Source organism: Mucilaginibacter gossypii (assembly GCF_900100945.1).
In the GTDB taxonomy this organism is placed as follows: domain Bacteria; phylum Bacteroidota; class Bacteroidia; order Sphingobacteriales; family Sphingobacteriaceae; genus Mucilaginibacter; species Mucilaginibacter gossypii.
The window spans coordinates 1-18917 of record NZ_FNCG01000010.1; the positions used below are offsets into that span (position 1 = coordinate 1).

At 44.8% G+C, this 18917-nt stretch carries 21 protein-coding genes; 18 read left to right on the forward strand and 3 right to left on the reverse strand.

The annotated features are described in order from the left end of the window. The 12 genes from BLS28_RS17720 to BLS28_RS17775 all read left to right on the forward strand — a co-directional run. Positions 1-1835: efflux RND transporter permease subunit (locus BLS28_RS17720; RefSeq protein WP_143020807.1), on the forward strand; the 1835-nt coding region annotated here is incomplete at its 5' end. A gap of 424 nt (positions 1836-2259) precedes the next feature. Beyond that, complete coding sequence (locus BLS28_RS17725; RefSeq protein ID WP_256337473.1) at positions 2260-2580, forward strand: helix-turn-helix domain-containing protein; 321 nt, start codon at positions 2260-2262, stop codon at positions 2578-2580. 57 nt (positions 2581-2637) lie between these two features. Beyond that, positions 2638-2958, forward strand: coding sequence for a hypothetical protein (locus BLS28_RS17730; protein ID WP_091170349.1), 321 nt, complete (start codon positions 2638-2640; stop codon positions 2956-2958). A gap of 57 nt (positions 2959-3015) precedes the next feature. Further along, positions 3016-3621, forward strand: coding sequence for an AAA family ATPase (locus BLS28_RS17735; protein ID WP_091170353.1), 606 nt, complete (start codon positions 3016-3018; stop codon positions 3619-3621). Between the two features lie 165 nt (positions 3622-3786). Further along, the gene (locus BLS28_RS17740; RefSeq protein ID WP_091170356.1) at positions 3787-4065 is read left to right on the forward strand and encodes a hypothetical protein; all 279 of its coding nucleotides are present in this window, start codon (positions 3787-3789) and stop codon (positions 4063-4065) included. A 144-nt stretch (positions 4066-4209) separates the two neighbouring features. After that, positions 4210-4620: a plasmid mobilization protein gene (locus BLS28_RS17745; protein ID WP_091170360.1), complete on the forward strand. Its 411-nt coding sequence runs from the start codon at positions 4210-4212 to the stop codon at positions 4618-4620. After that, positions 4587-5807, forward strand: coding sequence for a relaxase/mobilization nuclease domain-containing protein (locus BLS28_RS17750; protein ID WP_091170363.1), 1221 nt, complete (start codon positions 4587-4589; stop codon positions 5805-5807). The genes BLS28_RS17745 and BLS28_RS17750 overlap by 34 nt, the downstream gene beginning before the upstream one ends. Positions 5808-5809: 2 nt before the next feature. Beyond that, positions 5810-7738 (forward strand): conjugal transfer protein MobC, encoded by a 1929-nt coding sequence (gene mobC, locus BLS28_RS17755; RefSeq protein WP_091170367.1) that lies wholly within the window; start codon positions 5810-5812, stop codon positions 7736-7738. A 153-nt stretch (positions 7739-7891) separates the two neighbouring features. Beyond that, positions 7892-8758 (forward strand): helix-turn-helix domain-containing protein, encoded by an 867-nt coding sequence (locus BLS28_RS17760; protein ID WP_218134462.1) that lies wholly within the window; start codon positions 7892-7894, stop codon positions 8756-8758. Between the two features lie 225 nt (positions 8759-8983). Continuing rightward, complete coding sequence (locus BLS28_RS17765) at positions 8984-9871, forward strand: alpha/beta hydrolase (protein WP_218134463.1); 888 nt, start codon at positions 8984-8986, stop codon at positions 9869-9871. Then, positions 9858-10877: an alpha/beta hydrolase gene (locus BLS28_RS17770; protein WP_218134464.1), complete on the forward strand. Its 1020-nt coding sequence runs from the start codon at positions 9858-9860 to the stop codon at positions 10875-10877. The genes BLS28_RS17765 and BLS28_RS17770 overlap by 14 nt, the downstream gene beginning before the upstream one ends. Positions 10878-10955: 78 nt before the next feature. After that, the gene (locus BLS28_RS17775) at positions 10956-11615 is read left to right on the forward strand and encodes an NAD-dependent epimerase/dehydratase family protein (protein WP_091170373.1); all 660 of its coding nucleotides are present in this window, start codon (positions 10956-10958) and stop codon (positions 11613-11615) included. A 254-nt stretch (positions 11616-11869) separates the two neighbouring features. Here BLS28_RS17775 and BLS28_RS17780 read toward each other — a convergent pair whose 3' ends face one another. After that, complete coding sequence (locus BLS28_RS17780) at positions 11870-12742, reverse strand: SDR family oxidoreductase (RefSeq protein WP_091170376.1); 873 nt, start codon at positions 12740-12742, stop codon at positions 11870-11872. Between the two features lie 121 nt (positions 12743-12863). Between BLS28_RS17780 and BLS28_RS17785 the strand changes: the two genes are divergently transcribed. After that, positions 12864-13253: a winged helix-turn-helix transcriptional regulator gene (locus BLS28_RS17785; RefSeq protein ID WP_091170378.1), complete on the forward strand. Its 390-nt coding sequence runs from the start codon at positions 12864-12866 to the stop codon at positions 13251-13253. Positions 13254-13396: 143 nt separating this feature from the next. Here BLS28_RS17785 and BLS28_RS17790 read toward each other — a convergent pair whose 3' ends face one another. Further along, entirely contained in the window at positions 13397-13792 is a 396-nt protein-coding gene (locus BLS28_RS17790) for a winged helix-turn-helix transcriptional regulator (RefSeq protein WP_176844500.1), read from the reverse strand. Between the two features lie 139 nt (positions 13793-13931). On the opposite strand from BLS28_RS17790, the gene BLS28_RS17795 reads away from it, so the two are divergent. Both BLS28_RS17795 and BLS28_RS17800 read left to right on the forward strand, forming a co-directional pair. Further along, positions 13932-14645 carry a DsbA family oxidoreductase gene (locus BLS28_RS17795; protein WP_091170382.1) on the forward strand — a complete coding sequence of 238 codons (714 nt, stop codon included), beginning with the start codon at positions 13932-13934 and terminating at the stop codon, positions 14643-14645. 18 nt (positions 14646-14663) lie between these two features. Beyond that, positions 14664-15395, forward strand: coding sequence for an SDR family oxidoreductase (locus BLS28_RS17800; protein ID WP_091170385.1), 732 nt, complete (start codon positions 14664-14666; stop codon positions 15393-15395). Between the two features lie 307 nt (positions 15396-15702). Here BLS28_RS17800 and BLS28_RS17805 read toward each other — a convergent pair whose 3' ends face one another. Next, on the reverse strand, positions 15703-16071 hold the full coding sequence (locus BLS28_RS17805; RefSeq protein WP_091170390.1) for a winged helix-turn-helix transcriptional regulator: 369 nt from the start codon (positions 16069-16071) through the stop codon (positions 15703-15705). A 119-nt stretch (positions 16072-16190) separates the two neighbouring features. Between BLS28_RS17805 and BLS28_RS17810 the strand changes: the two genes are divergently transcribed. From BLS28_RS17810 to BLS28_RS17820, 3 genes are all read left to right on the forward strand, one after another. Next, positions 16191-17060 (forward strand): SDR family oxidoreductase, encoded by an 870-nt coding sequence (locus BLS28_RS17810; RefSeq protein WP_091170394.1) that lies wholly within the window; start codon positions 16191-16193, stop codon positions 17058-17060. Between the two features lie 147 nt (positions 17061-17207). Further along, complete coding sequence (locus tag BLS28_RS17815) at positions 17208-18254, forward strand: LLM class flavin-dependent oxidoreductase (protein ID WP_091170396.1); 1047 nt, start codon at positions 17208-17210, stop codon at positions 18252-18254. 62 nt (positions 18255-18316) lie between these two features. Further along, entirely contained in the window at positions 18317-18910 is a 594-nt protein-coding gene (locus BLS28_RS17820) for a TetR/AcrR family transcriptional regulator (protein ID WP_091170400.1), read from the forward strand. Positions 18911-18917 lie beyond the last annotated feature (7 nt).

Here is an 18917-nt window from a genome sequence, read left to right on the forward strand (position 1 = left end):
GCTGGCTCCGCGAGGGGCATTCCCGGATGGATGCTATCCTGAAAGGCACGCAACAGATAGGGATAGCGGTTGTAGGCTGTACGGCTACCTTGGTTATCGCTTTTTTGCCGCTTGCCTTTTTGCCCGATATGGCTGGTGAATTTATTCGGAGCCTGCCTATGGCTGTCATGACCAGCGTTTTGGCATCTATGATAGTGGCCTTAACGCTTGTTCCCTTCCTGGGCAGCAGGATGCTCAAAACCCATACACATGGCGAGGGTAACTTCTTTTTAAAACACCTGCAACGTTTCCTGACCTGGTCTTATGCCCGCGTGATGCCGCTTGCCTTAAAGTGGCCTAAAACAACTATCGGGATCTCATTGGCTTTAAGCGGGCTTGCTTTTTTCCTGTTCACACAAACCGGCTTTAAGCTTTTCCCCACCTCTGAAAAGCCGATGTTCCTGATCAATATCAAACTGCCCCTGCAGGCGGATATTCCCGAAAGCGACCGTGTAACCAGGCTGGTAGAAGGTGAATTGAAGAAGCACAAAGAGATCGTTTATTATACCTCTAACGTGGGCAAAGGCAATCCACAGATCTATTACAACGTACATCAGCAGGATGTAAAGCCTGATTTTGCCCAGGTATTTGTGCAGCTGGATGAAGAAGCAAGTCCAAAATCGAAAACGGATCTGATCAAACAACTCAGAAAGAAATTCAACGATTTTCCTTATGCAAGGATTGAAGTTAAAGATTTTGAACAGGGCACCCCGATTGAAGCCAATATTGTGGTGAGGGTATTTGGGGAAGACCAGGACACCTTACGGAAACTTTCCTTTAAGGTTGAGGAGATCCTGAAAAAAAATCCCGGCACGTTTTACATTAATAACGAGTTGAATACCTATAAATCGGACGTTAAAATAAAAATTGACAAAGAGAAGGCCCGCACCTTGGGCGTGCTTACCAGCGATGTGGACAAAGTGGTCAGGATGGCAGTGGCCGGATTAACCGTTGGCGATTATATTGATGACCGGGGCGATTCGCGCAATGTTGTGATCACCCTGCCCAGAAACAAGTTCTCGAACCTGGATGCCCTGAAGGATTTGTATGTAAATAACATACAGGGCGCGCCGGTACTGGTTAACCAGATCGCCACCATCTCGTTTGAAACTTCGCCTACGGCTATCAACCATTTCAATAAATCGCGCTTTGTAAAGGTTACTTCCCTAACCAAAGAGCATGTTTTAGCTAATGATATCCTGAAAGAGGTAGTTCCCGAACTGAATAAATTGAAAATGCCGCCGGGGTATTATTACAAGCTCTCGGGAGAGGCGGAATCGGAAGGTGATGCACTGGGCGGTAATTTCCTGTCGGTAATCATTCTGAGCACATTTCTTTTCGTAGGCGTGTTACTGTTGCAGTTCAAAACATTTAAAGGTATCATTATCGTGCTGTCGATCATTCCCCTGGGTATCTTGGGCGGCGTGGTACTCCTGCTTTTCACAGGCAACCCGATGTCGCTGGTATCTATCATCGGTTTTATAGGCTTGTCGGGCATACAGGTTAAAAATTCATTGTTACTGGTTGATTTTACCAACCACCTGCGTGCGGAGGGCCATAGCATAGATGAAGCGATCACGATGGCAGGCGAAACCCGTTTCCTGCCAGTGGTGTTGACGTCAATCACTGCAATTTGCGGCTTGCTTCCAATAGCTTTGAACCCCAATCCGCTGATAGCGCCGTTAGCTATCGTACTGATCGGCGGACTGATCAGTTCGACCATACTGTCCCGGATTGTAACACCTGTGATGTATAAATTAATCCCTCCAAATTTAGAAAGTAATGAGGAGCAGTAAAATATATAATGGGCTATAAGATTAATGACGTTCAACGCTATTTGGTAAGGAAAACACCAATCCCCCGATCAGTGAGGAACATCCATAGGTTAACTGAGCTCCGCGACTGGTTAACTTCCATAGACATAGCTATCGCGTGCTTTCTCAAGCCTAATGACGAATGACAACAAAATGGGCCGATATCAGCTGGTATCGGCCCGTTTTGTGGAAGATGATAAAGCTTACCGTCAATTGTGGTTTAAAAGTGCTCAACATAGCAGGACTCTACTCCACACCCCATGCACAGGATCACAGCTTTTCTTTTTTTGATCTACCGTAATTCATTTGGATCCATCCGGACTTAAAAAGCTCACCATATATCCAACAGTTGTCATCTTCTGATTTTGCGTTTTTTCAATTTTGAAGCCCGATAAATCAGAATGTTATGGATAAAACAACACAAGAACGGGCAAAGATGTCCGGCATCGTTCCAAACCGGAACCAAATACTCACCCTGGGTGATCTCGTGGAGTTCAAAGAAGATATGCTGCGGGAGGTTAAGCGTGTCATGAGGGAATGCGCAAGCGGCGCACCGGGTAAAAAGTGGCTCAAATCGGCCGAGGTAAAAAAACTGCTTGGCATTTCACATGGCTTCCTGCAATCGCTGAGGGATAGCGGCGTATTGCCTTTTACCAAAATCGGCGGCTCTATCTATTATGACTACGAGGATATCACCTTTATGATGTCCGCCAACAAAAGCGCGTGAGATAGTGACACCGGCCGGGCCCACCTATATACGGTCCGGCCTTTTTAATTCAACAGTATGCTGTTCAAACGTAAAGCAAAACGGATACCTGCGGAACGCAGGCTCGTTCCAAAACAGGAACCGATCCGGCAAAAGGGCTTTGGCACGGAGATGCCGCCGCAGAAACAACTGGTCGACATCTATTTCGATCAAAAAGGATTTACCGGACAGGCAGAAGCATTCTATAGTTTTTATGAAAAAGTCCAATGGCGCAGTCCGAAAGGCACGCCTTACCGCAACTGGAAACTGCTGGCCGGCGAGTGGATATTTAACTATGAACAGGAACAGAGGTTACGGAGACGCCTGCGGGAAAATATGATAACAGGAACCGGCGGGTAATCTATTTAACTACCATTCTATAATTATAAAAATCAACAATTATATAAATCTAACATCATGGCAAAGATCATCACTATAGCCCATCAAAAAGGCGGCGTGGGCAAAAGCACATTAGCCATCAACCTGGCGTTATGTTTCCGGGATCAGTTATCGGTGGCCCTCGTGGATACCGATCTTCAGGGAAGTTTATATCATATGAGGGCAGATTTCCCCGACCTGGCTATCATCGGTGCCGATAAATTGACAGACATTCAAAAACTGGCCTATGACCTGGTTATCATCGATACACCGCCGTACCTGTCAAGCAGGTTACCCGAACTGTTTCTTCACTCTGACTTTATCCTGGTGCCCACCAAAGCGGGATTTTTTGATGTGATGGCAATACGCTCAACCATTGCCCTGATTGGCGAAGCTATTGCCGCTGCGCCGGGTGTCAGAGCTGGCATTGTGCTTAATATGATCAAATCGCGTTCGGGTATCACGCAGGATGTATGCGGGTTACTGGAAAGCATGGACGTGCAGCTATTGAAAACGGTTATCCATGACCGGGTGAGCATTGCGCGGTCATCCATGACCTCCGGCGTTTTGGAGGGCAGCGACCAGAAAGCGAAAGCCGAGATCACCGCCCTGGCAGAAGAAGTGGTGGAACTGATCAGCGCTTAGTGCCGGGTTTTATTTAACTATCATTCTATAATTACAAAGATCTGCATTTATAGCATGTTAGCTTTCTATCCTTATAGCAATGTAAAAAGGTAGAAAACTATAATTCTACAATTATAGAAATGATGAATGCGGAGATAGAATCCTATAAATATAGAAAATGACACGATGGAAAACTATAAAAACAAACTGGGCAGCCTCGCGGATAAACTCAAACAGGAAAGGCCGAAAACGCCGATCCAGGAAGTGCAGCCTGTAAAGGCGCTGGCGGATGTTAAGGTCGCCGAAGTGCAGTTTAATAACTGGATACCTAAGAGCCTTTTAAAGCGGGTAAAAGCCTATGGTGTGGAATACGACCTGTCATTAAAACATATCAATATCCAGGCGCTTGAACTTTATCTCAGCCACAAGGCGAAGCCGGAGCAAACCATAAAAAATGCCCTATAAACACTGACGGCAGGATAAAACTGCCCGCTTCGCAGCAGTTAGCAAGATGTACAATTGTGTCACAATTGAATCTTGCCCTCCGCATCAGGTTGCTGCGGGTCCAGGCAAAAATCCTCCGGAGTCGGATTTTTAAAGAAAAAAACAATGGCTACACAAGAAGACAAACGGATACAATGGAAGAATCTCCGCTTTAAACCGGAGGAATATCAATTGCTGGAAAAGCGCTTCAAAAAGACCAGTTTCCGCAAGCTTAGCGAATACATGCGCAGCGTGCTTTTAGAAAAGCCGGTGACGGTCAATTATCGCGACAAAGCCATGGATGATGTGCTGGAGGAACTGGTGTTGTTACGCCGCGAGTTGAACGCCGTCGGTAACAACCTGAACCAGGCGATGCGAAACATCAATGCGGCTCATGGTAATGCCGACACCCGTTTATGGATGAATCTAATGAGCGTCATCAACAGTAAACTGGAGCCCTCCATCAGCCAGATCAAAGAACGGATGAACCAATACGCGGATATATGGTCGCAAAAATTAAGAGCGGCAAAAGCCTGACCGGCGCGCTGAACTACAACGAGAACAAAGTGAAACAGGGCAAAGCTGTCCTGATAGCAGCAGCCGGTTATCCGAAAGACCCGGCAGATTTATCATTTAATGATAAGCTATTCCGCCTGACAGACCTGGCCTCGATGAACCAGCGCTCAAAAACCAATACGGTACACGTTTCGCTGAATTTCCCGAATGGTGAATATTTAACGGATGAAACGTTGCGCGGGATTGCCGGGGACTACCTGGAGGGTATCGGTTTTAAAACACAGCCTTATCTCGTCTACCGGCATGAGGACGCAGGGCATCCGCATATCCATATCGTGACCACCAACATCAAGCGTGACGGCGAGCGGATCAGCCTGCACTACCTGGGGCAAAATGAATCCGAAAAAAGCAGGAAAGCTATAGAAATTAAGTATGGCCTCACCAAAGCCGAGCAGCAGCCGAAGATAAAAGCAGACTTCAAAGCCCATATTGACCTGGCGGAATACGGCAAGGCCGAAACCAAACGCACGATCACTAACATCCTGGGCTTTACGTTACGGGCCTATAAATTCACCAGTGTACCGGAACTCAATGCGGTTCTGCAACAGTACAACATCCAGGCTGACCGGGGTACCAAAGATTCCCGGATGTATGCCCGCGATGGCCTGGTCTACTGGATAACCGATAAACAGGGAAATAAGCTTGGCGTCCCGATCAAAGCCAGCACGATCTATGGCAAGCCGACTTTAAAAACCCTGGAAGAAAAATTCAGGCTGAACGAACAACTGCGAAAGCCATTCAAGGCTGCAATCATCAAAATCCTGGATGAAGTACTGGCCAAACCTCAAACCAAAAGGAGCTTTCAACAAGCGCTGTACGACAGAGGTATCCGGTGCTTCCTGCGCCAAAACGACGAGGGATGTATTTATGGCGCGACCTTTATTGATCAAAAAAACAAGGTGGTTTTCAATGGCAGCGACTTGGGCAAAGCCTATAGCGCAAATCTGTTAAGTGCCCGGTTCCTGCCGGAACCACCTTATAAAGCGGCCGGACAACAGCACGATCACGATATGTTGAATGACAACGCAAACAGCCAGGTAACTGTGGGCATTGATGAATTGATGGAAGTTCTATTTGCTCCCGAACAGGAAGACCTGGCCGCACTCAACAAATTCAAAAAGAAGAAAAGAAAAGGACTAAATCTATAACCATGCAGACAGGAGAAAATGAACAGGCCTTGCGTAAGATCATTGATTTTACCCGCCTCTTAAGTATCGCCTTATTGATCATTCATTTCTACTTACGCTGTTACCCCGCATTCCGGGAACTGAAGCTTACCCATAAAATTGTAGATCATATTTTAGGGCCACTTTCTGGAATGGCGATCTTCAGGACCGTTCTCCTTGCGAAACTGAGCGCCCTGCTTTTACTGATCGTTTCCCTTATCGGCAGCAAGGGTAAACGGGATGAGAAGATCCGGCCCCGGACGATTGTGACTTATTGCCTGACCGGGTTGTTGCTCTATTTTATCAGCGGTTTGTTCCTGGCTTTACCGTTATCCGATCAGGTGACCGCTGCTGCTTATATAGCCATGACTGCCTTGGGCTATCTTTTGTTTATGACAGGCGGAGGCATGTTGTTCCGGATGCTCAAACTCAAATTAGCCGGGGATATCTTTAATAAATACAACGAAACATTCCCGCAGGAGGAACGCCTGCTGGAAAATGAATTCTCCATTAATTTGCCGGCCAGATACCAGTTAAAAGGCAAAGAGCGGAATAGCTGGATCAACATCATCAATCCGTTTCGCGGCACCCTGATTGGCGGCAGTCCGGGAGCAGGTAAATCCTACTTCGTCATCCGGCATATCATTACGCAGCATATCCGCAAAGGCTTCAGCATGCTCATCTACGATTTCAAGTATGATGACCTTTCCCGGATCGCCTATAACGCGCTCCGGGAATATGGCGGGCGTTCTTTCTACGTGATCAATTTTGAAAATATCATGCACCGCAGCAATCCGCTCGAACCGGAAACAATGCTGGACATTACCGATGCCATTGAATCGGCCCGGACGATCATGCTCGGGTTGAACCGCGAATGGATACGCAAACAAGGCGACTTTTTCGTAGAGTCGCCCATCAACTTTGTAACCGCCCTGATCTGGTTCCTTAAAAAATATGAGGGCGGTAAATATTGTACCCTGCCGCATGTGATCGAATTATCGCTGGTGGATTACAAAGACCTGTTCGCGGTGCTCAGCACCGAACCCGAAATAGAAGTATTGATCAATCCATTTATTTCCGCCTGGAAGAATGAAGCCTATGAACAACTGGAAGGTCAGATCGCCAGTGCCAAGATCAGCCTGGCCCGCTTGTCTTCACCGCAGTTGTATTACGTTTTAAGCGGCAATGATTTTTCCCTGGACATCAACAATCCAAACGACCCTAAAGTAGTTTGCCTGGCCAATAACCCGCAGAAGTCCCAGGTTTACGGCGCCGTATTATCCTTGTACGTGAACCGGATCAACAAACTGGTTAACCGCAAACATCAGCAAAAGTGCAGTCTCATCTTTGATGAATTCCCGACCATTTATTTTAACGGCATCGATAACCTGATCGCCACCGCTCGTTCCAACAAAGTTGCCGTTACTTTAGCTGTTCAGGATTACAGCCAGCTTAAAAAAGATTACGGCCGCGAACAGGCGGAAGTCATCATGAATATTGTCGGCAATATTATCTGCGGGCAGGTTACCGGCGATACCGCCAAGCAACTGGCAGAACGGTTCGGCAAGATTAACCAGGTAAAAGAAAGTGTATCGATCAATAGCAGTGATACCTCTGTCAGCCGTTCAACCCAATTGGATTATGCGGTTCCTGCCTCTAAAATTGCAGGCCTGTCCTCGGGCGAATTTGTGGGCATGGTCGCCGACGACCCGGCCAATAAAATTGACCTGAAAACTTTTCATTGTCAGATACAAAACGACCACGAAGCGATCAGTTCAGAAGAACGGGCCTATGAGAATATTCCTGCCGCCCGTCAGCTAAATCAAAGTGAGGTATTGCTGAACTACCAACGTATTAAACAAGATGTAAAAATAATAACCGAAGCCATTTGCCATGAAAGTAATAATCCGTAAGATTTAGATTGGCGAATTCGATTTAAGGAATAAACTATTATTAAGATACCGGGACGCACAAAGGAATCCGTAATTTGTATCGTTTTAACCTGAATAAGTTTCCATCCGCTATTGCCTATGTTCGTAACTTTGTAAACTTCACTTCAAAGTTATATGGCAGAAAAACTATACAATCTACCTCAGTTTCTTAAGTACATGACTTTTGAAGGCGTAAAAGATGACGACGTGCATATTGTTGATTTTTCCGTCGATAAGCATGGGTTGCTTAAATCTGCTCCGATCAGCATTGACTTTTATATCCTGGCTTTAAAGCCGCCAATGCACAAAAATTTGGTTTATGAAATGCCGGCAGAAGATGCAGGCAGCTCATATATGTTCGTGAATTCACCGAATGCATCACAGGGCTGGGATGTGGAACAACCCGCAGCCGGATTTGTGATTTGTGCCAGTAAGCGCTATTTGGAAAAGATCGCCAAAAACTATAGTTTTTTTAACTATAACAGCGTTTTGGAAGCGATCTTTCTGACCAAAGACGAGGAAGTTTTATTATGGGACCTATATGATAAAACTTACAGGGAGTTCAAAAAAGCACAAATAAATAAGGACATCATTCTGTCGTACATAGCACTGATCTTAAGCTATACGCAGACCTTTTATGACCGGCAATTTCGTTCGAGGAGTAAAACATACAACAAAGTAGTAACGGACTTCCACCAGCACTTAGCACAGTATTTTAGCGAAAATAACTCAGTAGCCGGCTTACCATCTGTGGCCTATTTTGCTCAAAAATCATTTTTATCGCCCAATTATTTTGGTGATCTGATTAAACACCTGACCGGTAAATCTCCAATAGATCACATTCACGACTATGTTTTGGACCTGGCCAAACAGAAATTGCTGCATAGTAATTTGTCGATCAGTGAAATTTCTTATAGTTTGGGATTTGATTACCCTAACTATTTTGCGCGGTTCTTTCGCAAGAATACCGGTTTCTCACCAAAAGAATACCGAAACCAATAAGAGCTTTAGCATATCTATCATTTTTTCCCTGCCAGCCTGGTTAAAAGCCGTCGCGTACTTTACGCACTATCCTTTGTGAGATCGGTTAAATTCTTTCAGGGCTTAAGAAGACCAAGGTTCAAAATGGTGTTATTGTAAAAACAGTAATCTGTATCCTTCTTAAGGTAATCTGTTTACGTGTCTGAAATTTAGCCGGCCTAATTTTGCTTAATCAAATTTTTAATCATGAAAAGCAAAGTAAATTTTAAAAGGGAAGAATGGACATTAGTGGGCAACCTCTTTACCCCTGAAGATTTTAGTAAAGAAAAGCACTATAAGGCAGTCATTGTACAAGGGTCTTTTACCTCGGTGAAAGAGCAAATGTCAGAAACATATGCTCAGAAATTCGCTGACAAGGGGTTCGTAGCATTAGCCTTTGACTATAGTCACTATGGAGAGAGCGACGGCCAGCCGAGACAGTTTGAATCTACTTCATCCAAACTCAGCGATTTAGAGGCTGCTGTTACTTATTTACACGACTTGCCATACATTGATGCAGTAAGCATGGTAGGTGTTTGTACTTCGGCATCAAATGCAGCCTATCTGGCGGCAAGCGATAAGCGGGTAAAAGCCATTGCTACTGTGGCGGCTAATCTGCCTGACCTCGCTATGATGACCGCAATGTTTGGAGAAGACGAGATTGCCCGCCGACGTAAGGCCGCAGCAGAAGCCAGCCAAAAATATAAGGAAACCGGTTATTCAGAGGTTATCACTGCTTACAGTGAGACAGATCAAACGGCAGCTAACATTGCTCCAGCCGGTACATTTGATTATTATTTGAATAAAGATCGCGGAGCAATTCCCCAATATAAGAACGAAACAGCAGTAATGTCATGGGAAACATTGTTAGATATGGATGCCGTTAGCCTGGCACCTGCGATTACCATCCCAACAATGGTTGTTCACTCCGACTACAGTTTTGCCCCCGACCAGGCTAAAAAATTCTACAATTTATTGGCCGGGGAAAAAGAGCTCGTTTGGGCCGACGGCACACATTTCGATTACTACGATAGTCCGAAACAAATCGACAACGCGGTAGAACAGATATCAAGATTTTTTAATGAAAAGATCTGAACGTGCTGATCAGATAACCATTGATAAAATGATGAAGAAAATACTTGTAGTATTGGTGCTGCTCTATTATGCTGCTGTCAATACGTTTGCCAATGAAAGATCTATCGATCCCAAAAATGTTCGCGAGGTAAACTTTAAACGTGACGGGCTCAAACTGGTTGGCAACCTTTATACACCTGCTAATTTTAACGAAAAAGCAATGTATAAAGCCGTCATTGTGGAAGGCTCGTTTACGTCGGTCAAAGAGCAGATGCCGGCTTTCTACGCCCAAAGGCTTGCGGACAATGGCTTCGTTGTATTAGCCTTTGACTATAGCCACTATGGTGAAAGCGAAGGTAATCCAAGACAGTTGGAGTCACCGGAAGAAAAGCTGAAAGACTTAAAAGCCGCTGTGACCTATCTAACCGGTTTGCCCTACATTAAAGGTGTGGGAATGGTCGGGGTATGTACTTCGGCAGGCAACGCTGTAGACCTGGCTGCGAACGATACCCGAATAAAGGCAATCGCTACGGTAGCCGGATTCCTCCCTGATCCTGCACTTGGTATAACCATGTTCGGGGAAAAAGAAGTAGCCCGGCGAAAGGCATTGGCAGAGGCAGCCAGAGAAGACTTTGCGAAAACAGGAAAAGCACAAACAATTCCGGCATATAGCGAAGTCGATCAATCTGCGGTCAATTTTGCACCGAAAGGAATATTTGACTACTATTTCAATAAAGCCAGAGGTGGCGTTCCGCAATATAAAAATGCAGCAGCTGTAATGTCTTTGGATGCCCTACTTAAATTTGATCCGATCAGTGAAGCCCATTTGATTAAAGTTCCAACGATGGTTATTCATTCGGACGGTTCCGCATTTCCACAACAGGCAAAAAAACTATATGCAAAATTGGAAGGAGAAAAAGAATTGGTATGGGGCGACGGTATTCATTTCGATTATTACGACGGGCCCAAACAGGTGGATTTTGCCGTAAAAAACATCACACGTTATTTTAATCAGTACCTTAACTAAGATTTAGCAAATAGTGTGTCCGTGATAAATAGTGTGTTTGTTGCTGCTTTGGGGTAATCGAAATTTTAGACAGGAAAAATGGGGATAAAGGTAATAATTACCGGCGCGACCGGGATGGTGGGTGAAGGTGTTTTGCTGGAATGCCTGGCACATCCGCATATAGAAAAAGTTTTGATGGTGAACAGAAAATCATTTGATCTCAAACACCCCAAGTTGAATGAACTTTTGGTGGCTGATTTTTTTCATTTAGACCAGGTAACTGATAAGTTCGACGGCTACGATGCATGTTTTTATTGTGCCGGTATAAGCGCTGTGGGGTTGACAGAAAAGGCGTATCACCACATCACTTATGATACTACGCTGCATTTTGCGGAAACACTGGTAAATGTTAATCCTGCCATAGTGTTCGGTCATATATCAGGGCATGGAACCGATAGCTCAGAGAAGGGAAAAATAATGTGGGCCAGGATAAAAGGAAAGACCGAGAATGCATTGATGAGACTTCCTTTCAGACATGTCTATAACTTTCGGCCCGGAATGATGAAACCAACCAAAGGGCAAAGGAATATTAAGCCGGTATTCAAATTCATGGCTTCCATATATCCTTTAACCAGTTTCCTTTTTCCTAACATATCCAGTACGCTTAAGGAAGTAGGGTTAGCTATGATAAACAGTGTATTGAAAGGTTATCCTAAGCAGGTGTTGGAAGTGAAAGACATTAAATTACTTGCCAAATAGATAACGGATAAGCTAATTAAACGGAGGTAGCAGGGCTGGCTTATTACAACCTTCGTCTTACTGACCCTGTTTGTTGTCTCCGGCTATATATAGACCTAAGTTGTACACTTCGGTAAACTGCCGGAAGGCAGGCAACCGGATAAGAAAGGTTGATCCAATTACCCGGATGCAGCGTTTCAAGGGAGAATCAAACACAAATGCGATTGGCATCTGCTCAGGAGATACCAATCGCATTTGCAGATATGGACGCTTCGTTACCGTGTTTTGTAAAAACCGGTAAGAAACTCTTTCGCTGAAGTTGGTTTCCTGCCCAGTAACCTATCCAGGTCGGTTTGATCGGTATAAAATTCACCTTCCCTGATCGCATCAGCTGTACCGGCAATTAAACCGGTGTATTCCTGCGGCACGCCTGCTTTTACCAGGTTATCCAGGAATACTGCCGGTTCCGGGCTCACATAAGCTACTTTTTTACCTGTTAGTTCACTAAGTATCCCGGCAATCTCAGGAAACGAAATATTCTCTGTGTTGCTGAGCAGATAGGTCTTGCTTTCATGTCCCTCTCCGGATAAGATATTGGCCGTGGCCTCTGCCATATCCAGGCGGGACGCAAAGGCTCCTGCCGTATCACCTGCCGCAAAAAACACGCCCTGTTCGGTAAACTGATCGCCTATAAATAAAGGCAGCGCATCCAGATACAGGTTGTTTCGCAGGATTGTATAATCAAGGCCGCTTGCTTTGATAAGGCTCTCCGTATGCAAGTGTGATTCAGCCAAAAATGCCATTGGAGATTCGGCCGTTTCGTTTTTACGCTCAAAACTTGTATACAGTATATGTTTGACCCCGGCTGCTTTAGCAGCATTTACGACGTTCTCTTGTTGCTTTGAACGGTTAGCCACATCTGTGCCTGAAATAAGCAGCACTTTGTCTGCCCCTTCAAAAGCAGCCGCCAGCGATTGAAAGTCATTGTAGTCGCCGACCTTGATTTTGATTCCGTCTTTTTGGAATTCAGCCCCTTTTTGCTCATCCCTGACCAAAGCCGTGATCTGATTTGCGGGATATCCTTTAGCTAATAAAAACTGAATAGTTGCTTTTCCTAAATGACCGGTTGCACCTGTTATTAAAATCATAATTGTTGCTTTAAGTGTTACTTATTATATTTGTTTCCCAAAGAAACTAATAAGAGTTTTAAAAAGTAACTGGTTACATTTAGGTAACGGTAAAAATAGTGGTAACGATTACGTAACTAATATGGAAACAACAGAAGAATTACCCTGCCCGGTGGCTGCGACCCTGGAGATCATCGGTGGAAAGTGGAAGCCTTTAATTTTATACAGCCTCCAGTCCGGTACCAGGCGTTTTGGGGAACTATGTGTTCGCATCCCGGCAATATCAAGAAAAGTGCTGACCGAGCAGCTCAAAGAAATGGAAAGGGATGGCCTGATCGTAAGGCAACAGTACAAAGAACTTCCACCAAGGGTAGAATATTCCAACACAGAAATGGGCCGGGCTTTATCCGCCGTATTCCGCGAAATGGCCATTTTTGGCAATAGGCATCTTGTCACTAACGGCGCAATGCCGCCTGTAGAAACAGTTTCAGGGCAAGACAGGGACAACTCAGCGCAAGGTAAAATGATGTGAGCACGAGTAAAGGGCAAATGCCCTGATGCCACTGCCATTAAAACAGTCTATGACTTTCGCCCCGGCATCATGGAGCCTGCCGGTAGCCAGCAGAATATCAAACCTGTTTTCAAGTTATGGGGTTCACCGGTTCGTCCCGAAAACTAAAATTCTGCCGGTTTTTCTCTTTGTAACGTAAATTCCCTGTGCTTTAATCCCCATTCGATCATCACCTCCAAAACCTTATCGAACGCTTTACCGGACTCCTCCAATTCATATTCGACAGTTACCGGAACAGTATTATATACCGTTCGCCTGACAAGACCGTTAACTTCCAAATCGCGTAATTCTTTGGATAACATTCTTGGGGTAATCTTCGGGATTTCCCTGCCTAACTCCTTGAAGCGTCTTTTTCCAAATCTGAGGGATGCTATGATCGGCAATTTCCATTTCCCGCTTAAGATGTTCATCGTGTCATTAACAGCTACAACATACGATGCCGGGCATTGACTTATGTCGCTCAGTTCTTTTTTAAGGTCCAATGTGCCTTTTATTTCCATAACTATACTTGTTGATACCGATATACATAAGTATATCACTATAGATTGTATATCAAAGGTAGGGTAACTTTGTGAAATAGAAAACATTCAGGAGAACTTAATTAAGTCATCTGATTGCAGAACGCAATTTTAAATAAATATGAAAGATAAAATGGTTATAGAAATCTGGAGCGACCTTATTTGTCCTTTCTGCTACATTGGCAAAAGGAAGCTGGAGGCTGCTTTAAATAAATTTCCCCAACGGGAAAAAATTAAACTGATTTGGAAGAGCTATCAGCTCATACCGGATCTGGATACCAGGCCGGGTCGAAACCTGAACGAGTTTATGGCAGCTCATAAGGGAATGAGCATCGCACAGGCAAGGGCAATGAATACCCACGTCAGCGATATCGCTAAACAGAATGGCTTGAATTACGATCTTGATCATGCAATTATAGCCAACACGTTCAATGCCCACCGTCTATTGCACTTTGCAAAAGCCTACGATAAGCAGGATGAAGCTGAAGAAATATTATTTAAAAGTTACTTCACCGACGGCAAAAATATCGACGACCACCTGACTTTGATACAGTTGGGAGCAGAGATAGGGCTCGACGCCTCGAAATTAAAACCCGCATTGGAAAGCGATGCCTATGCGAATGAAGTGAGGCAGGATATTGAGGAGGCACATCAGATAGGCGTTAGAGGAGTTCCGTACTTTTTAGTAGATAGGAAACAAGCGATCTCCGGCGCTCAGCCTGAAGAGGTTTTTGATCAGGTATTAAGTAAAGCCTTTGAAGATTGGACCACGAGAACGGAAACTATAACAATAGTAAATGAGGGCCCTAGTTGTGGACCCGACAGTGAATGTTAATTTATAAAAACGAAAGTAATGTCAAAAACAATTGTAATTATTGGTGCCGGTCCAGGGGTCGGATTGGCTGTCGCTAGGCGATTCGGAGCAGAAGGATATAAAGTAGCGCTTCTGGCTAGAGACAAGGAAAGATTGGAAGAATTAGTCGCTCAACTGAAGTCTGAGGGTATTGAGGCGGCTTCCTTCCCGGTTAATGTGTTGGATGATAACTTGAAAAATACGCTTGAAGACGTCAAGGCCCATTTCGGCAGGATCGATGTGCTTGAATTTGGTGTTGGCGTAAGAATGGATCTTATGCGTAAGCCGCGCGAAATGGATATTGAAAATATCAGTTATTTTATTGATTTAAATATCCTTAGCGTCGTGACCGCCGTTCAGGCAGTGCTGCCGGAGATGCTGGAAAGAAAGAGTGGCAGTATCCTGTTCACCTTGCCGCCCTCCGCAAAAAAACCGATCATGTTTGCCGGAGGCTTTAGCGTTACCGGAGGTGCGCTCGTGCATTATATCGAGATGCTCCATAAAGACCTGGCGCAGGATCATATTTTTGTGGGGGTTGTTTATATCTCCGGTTCGGTTTATACCACTGACCAGGCTCCGACCAAGGCTCCTGCACATTTACCGGAAGGCATACCGTTCGTTTCTGCAAAAGAAGTGGCGCAGGCGCACTGGGATTTGCATACTAAAAAAGAAGGCTATGAGGCATTCACGGGGGATTGGGATAAGATCTACAGCCTTCCCGGGTTCAATTAAGGTTAATGAAATTCATATATGGCGCGTCCCGAAGTCGCTGTGCTGTTACAAAACGGGATTCTATAAGCAAACAGGAACAAAAAAATAAAGCTTCAAATGACAGGTAAAGCTCAACCTGCTTAAGAGGGAATGATCCTGGATCAGTTTGGTTCCCTTTATAGCCATTTTAACACAAGTCTGTTTCAGAGAGACTTGTGTTAAAATGGTTTTTTATTACAGCTATAGTCCACTTACCGGTGATTGGCAGTCGTTACAGTCATCAGCTGTTACCGGGATAATTACAAAAAAAGATTGTCATTATCTTGTGCTACTTTCCCGCGGCGAGTGTGGTTTCCCGGTGTTCCAATCCCCATTTCAGCATCACATCCAGAACCTTTTCAAACGCCTGTCCCGATGCGGTCAGTTCATATTCTACCGTCACCGGAATCGTATCATATACTGTTCGCTTCACAATGCCGTTCGCTTCCAGGTCCCTCAATTCCTTGGATAACATGCGCGAAGTGATTTTTGGGATATCTCTTTCCAATTCCTTGAACCGTTTCTTGCCAAAAAGCAAAGAGCTGATGATAGGTGCTTTCCATTTCCCGTTAATCACATTGATCGTGTCGTTTACGGCTAAAATATAAGTAGCCAGACATTTCTTACCTTCTATTACTTCATAAATTGAAACACTCATATTACCTTTTTTTGATCGCTAAGTATACTTTATGATACCGGTATACAAAAGTATAGTAGTTACTTTTCTATGGTAAATATACATAGGTTTGCCATATAAAATTAAAAAAATACATTATCATGAGTAAAATATTGATCACCGGCGCAACCGGTCATTTAGGAAAAGCAACCATTGAATTTTTATTGCGGCAAGGTGTACATGCAGATCAGATCGTGGCATTTGCCAGGGACATCAGCAAGGCGACCTACCTGACCGAAAAAGGAATTGAAGTCAGGATAGGCAGTTTTGATGACCGCGATTCTTTAGATAAGGCCACTCAGGGAATTGAAACAGTGCTGTTAGTATCCGGGCTGGATAAAAACCGGTTAGAACAGCACAAGAACGTTGCTGACCTCTCAAAAAAGAACGGTGTGAAACGGATTGTTTATACCGGTGTCGCTATCAAGGATGTCGATACATCGTTGAATAACCCGACCATGGAGGATCATTTTAAAACGGAAGAATACATTAGCAAAAATAACCTTACCTATACGTTTTTACGCAATTCATTTTACGCGGATGCGGTGAAGTTGTTTGCGGGCGAGCACGCTATTGATAGCGGGATCTTCCTGCCTACCGGAGACGGAAAAATTCCATTTGCATTCCGTTTGGATCTTGCTGAGGCAACGGCAAAGGTCTTAACCCAGAACGGGCACGAAAATAAAACCTATGAACTTACCGGGGGGGCCATGTATTCATTTACAGACGTTGCAAATATCCTTTCAGACCTTTCCGGAAAAACGGTTACCTACACCGATGCAGATGAAAAAACATACCCGGATACCCTGAGACTGTATGGTGTGCCTGAACCTGCGATCGCGATCCTTTCCGGTTTTTCAGCGGACGTTAAGCGTGGGCAATTCGCCATAGAATCAAACGACCTGGAAAGAATACTGGAAAGAAAACCGCGTGATCTTAAATCCGTCATCAAGGAAGTATATAGCTTATAACCGACAAATGAAAATCTTGCACCTCCGGCAACCGGAAAGACTATTCACCGAAAGCGATAGGTGCGGATAATGCTGAGAGGAATAAAATATGCCGAACACTTCCGCCGCAGTTAAAGAAGTTGAAACGGCGGTCTGAAAACAAGAGCAATGCAGAAAAAATTTGAACTTGGAATCACCACTTTTGCTGATGTAATGCCGGACCCGCACACCGGCATTACTATTTCACACGCAGAACGCATCAGGCAAGTCGTGGATGAAATTGTGCTCGCTGATGAGTTGGGACTTGATTTTTATGGTGTGGGCGAACACCACCGGGCTGATTTTGCAGCTTCTGCGCCAGCTATTATCCTTGCAGCCGCAGCAGGAAAAACAAAGCATATCACGTTAGGTACCGCTGTTTCCGTTTTATCCACGACAGACCCGATACGTCTTTATCAGGAATTTGCCACAATAGATGCAATTAGCCACGGACGAAGCGAATTATTAGTGGGCAGAGGTGGTTTTACAGAAAGTTTCCCACTTTTCGGCTATGAACTGAGTCAGTACGAGAAATTATTCGATGAGCACCTGGATTTATTGTTACAAGCCAGAGATAACGAATTTGTCACCTGGCAAGGACAAACCCGCAGCGGGATCAGGCACCTCGGCATATACCCGCGTACGGAAAAACCTTTAAGTATATCTATGGCATTAGGCGGTTCGAGAAGCACCATCATCAAAGCAGGAAAAAAAGGGTTGCCGGCAGTCCTGGCAGTCCTTGGTGGCCGGTTGCCGGATTTCGCGCAATACGGTCAGTTGTACCGGGATACCGCTGTTCAAAGCGGTCATGATCCTGGCAAGATGAAATTCAGTGTCCACGCTCACGGGTTTGTTTTGAGCGACGGCAAAGAAGCTGAAGAAACATTTTTCCCATACATAGCCTATTATCGAAGTAGCCTGATGTCCGGACGGGGCTTGCCTCCCTATTCGCGTTATGACTACGACGGCGGACGTTCACCTGAAGGGGCAATTTTTGTAGGAGGTCCGCAGGAAGTGGCAGACAAGATACTCTTACTCCGAAAACACTTAGGGATCGACCGGTTTTTCATCCAGATGCCGGTAGCTACAATGCCTCACGATTTGGTTTTGAAAGCGATTAAAGCCTATGCAACCGAAGTAGCGCCCCGGGTAAGGGCCGGAATACAGAATAAATAAGGCCGGACCACCGGAACAAGGTAAGGTAACGGATAACACTTTGGAATTATTCGGCGAAAATAATGATAGGAAGACAAAGGATTATAACAGGAACTGAAGCGCTTTTCGCTAAAGCGGGTATCAGAAGCGCTACGATGGATGATATCGCGCATCATCTCGGGATTTCAAAGAAAACGATATACACACACTTTAAAAACAAGGAAGAGTTAGTGATGACGATAGTAGAAAACAATATTGCCGGTTACAAGGAAAAGGTCAACATGATCACGAGCGAATCCGAAAACATATTCACGATGATCGGCGAACTAACGCACAGTGTAATAGAACTGTCCTCCGGCATATTTTCTCTCCAAAAACATGATCTTTTAAAATATTATGCCAATGCGTGGTCATTGTTCCAGATCTTCATAGATGATGTTTTACTGACATCATTCGATCGTCTGTTGCATCAGGGGATGAAGGAAGGTTTGATAAGACCTGAAATAAAAGTAACAATATTGGTAAGAATGCGGCTGGCTCAGATTCAGCAAGTATTTGACAGCTTAACTTATCCGTCTGTATGCCTTAATCCATTGGAAGTACACGAAGAGTTGCTAACCCATTTTATTTATGGCATTGCGACACCCAAAGGCCGCGAAGTATGGTTGGAGTCATAAGAGCTAA

What these genes read in the sequence shown, in the direction of transcription:
- BLS28_RS17750 (WP_091170363.1), top strand. Translation starts at nt 4,587, where the DNA reads ATGGTCGCAAAAATTAAGAGCGGCAAAAGCCTGACCGGCGCGCTGAAC.
- BLS28_RS17760 (WP_218134462.1), top strand. Translation starts at nt 7,892, where the DNA reads ATGGCAGAAAAACTATACAATCTACCTCAGTTTCTTAAGTACATGACT.
- BLS28_RS17805 (WP_091170390.1), bottom strand. Translation starts at nt 16,071, where the DNA reads ATGAGTGTTTCAATTTATGAAGTAATAGAAGGTAAGAAATGTCTGGCT.
- BLS28_RS17735 (WP_091170353.1), top strand. Translation starts at nt 3,016, where the DNA reads ATGGCAAAGATCATCACTATAGCCCATCAAAAAGGCGGCGTGGGCAAA.
- BLS28_RS17730 (WP_091170349.1), top strand. Translation starts at nt 2,638, where the DNA reads ATGCTGTTCAAACGTAAAGCAAAACGGATACCTGCGGAACGCAGGCTC.
- BLS28_RS17795 (WP_091170382.1), top strand. Translation starts at nt 13,932, where the DNA reads ATGAAAGATAAAATGGTTATAGAAATCTGGAGCGACCTTATTTGTCCT.
- mobC (WP_091170367.1), top strand. Translation starts at nt 5,810, where the DNA reads ATGCAGACAGGAGAAAATGAACAGGCCTTGCGTAAGATCATTGATTTT.
- BLS28_RS17765 (WP_218134463.1), top strand. Translation starts at nt 8,984, where the DNA reads ATGAAAAGCAAAGTAAATTTTAAAAGGGAAGAATGGACATTAGTGGGC.
- BLS28_RS17745 (WP_091170360.1), top strand. Translation starts at nt 4,210, where the DNA reads ATGGCTACACAAGAAGACAAACGGATACAATGGAAGAATCTCCGCTTT.
- BLS28_RS17770 (WP_218134464.1), top strand. Translation starts at nt 9,858, where the DNA reads ATGAAAAGATCTGAACGTGCTGATCAGATAACCATTGATAAAATGATG.
- BLS28_RS17790 (WP_176844500.1), bottom strand. Translation starts at nt 13,792, where the DNA reads ATGGAAATAAAAGGCACATTGGACCTTAAAAAAGAACTGAGCGACATA.
- BLS28_RS17820 (WP_091170400.1), top strand. Translation starts at nt 18,317, where the DNA reads ATGATAGGAAGACAAAGGATTATAACAGGAACTGAAGCGCTTTTCGCT.
- BLS28_RS17725 (WP_256337473.1), top strand. Translation starts at nt 2,260, where the DNA reads ATGGATAAAACAACACAAGAACGGGCAAAGATGTCCGGCATCGTTCCA.
- BLS28_RS17800 (WP_091170385.1), top strand. Translation starts at nt 14,664, where the DNA reads ATGTCAAAAACAATTGTAATTATTGGTGCCGGTCCAGGGGTCGGATTG.
- BLS28_RS17740 (WP_091170356.1), top strand. Translation starts at nt 3,787, where the DNA reads ATGGAAAACTATAAAAACAAACTGGGCAGCCTCGCGGATAAACTCAAA.
- BLS28_RS17810 (WP_091170394.1), top strand. Translation starts at nt 16,191, where the DNA reads ATGAGTAAAATATTGATCACCGGCGCAACCGGTCATTTAGGAAAAGCA.
- BLS28_RS17780 (WP_091170376.1), bottom strand. Translation starts at nt 12,742, where the DNA reads ATGATTTTAATAACAGGTGCAACCGGTCATTTAGGAAAAGCAACTATT.
- BLS28_RS17785 (WP_091170378.1), top strand. Translation starts at nt 12,864, where the DNA reads ATGGAAACAACAGAAGAATTACCCTGCCCGGTGGCTGCGACCCTGGAG.
- BLS28_RS17815 (WP_091170396.1), top strand. Translation starts at nt 17,208, where the DNA reads ATGCAGAAAAAATTTGAACTTGGAATCACCACTTTTGCTGATGTAATG.
- BLS28_RS17775 (WP_091170373.1), top strand. Translation starts at nt 10,956, where the DNA reads ATGGGGATAAAGGTAATAATTACCGGCGCGACCGGGATGGTGGGTGAA.